This window comes from Paenibacillus sp. LS-5, assembly GCF_056121505.1.
On the sequence record NZ_JBWAVA010000137.1, the window covers coordinates 1 to 232 of the forward strand.

The window sequence follows — 232 nt, forward strand, 5'->3', positions numbered from 1 at the left end:
CCTTTGAACGCCTCCGTTACTCTTTAGGAGGCGACCGCCCCAGTCAAACTGCCCGCCTGACACGGTCCCCGTACCCGCTTAGGGTACCAGGTTAGAACCTAGATACGATCAGGGTGGTATCCCAACGGCGCCTCCACAGAAGCTTGCGCTCCTGTTTCTACGGCTCCCACCTATCCTGTACAGATCGTACCCAAATTCAATATCAAGCTGCAGTAAAGCTCCATGGGGTCTT

Annotated in this window: 1 rRNA gene; it reads right to left on the minus strand. The window is 55.2% G+C overall.

Annotation, left to right across the window (positions count from 1 at the left end):
• Nucleotides 1-232, minus strand: a 23S ribosomal RNA gene (locus AC0MA3_RS26775); the annotation flags it as partial.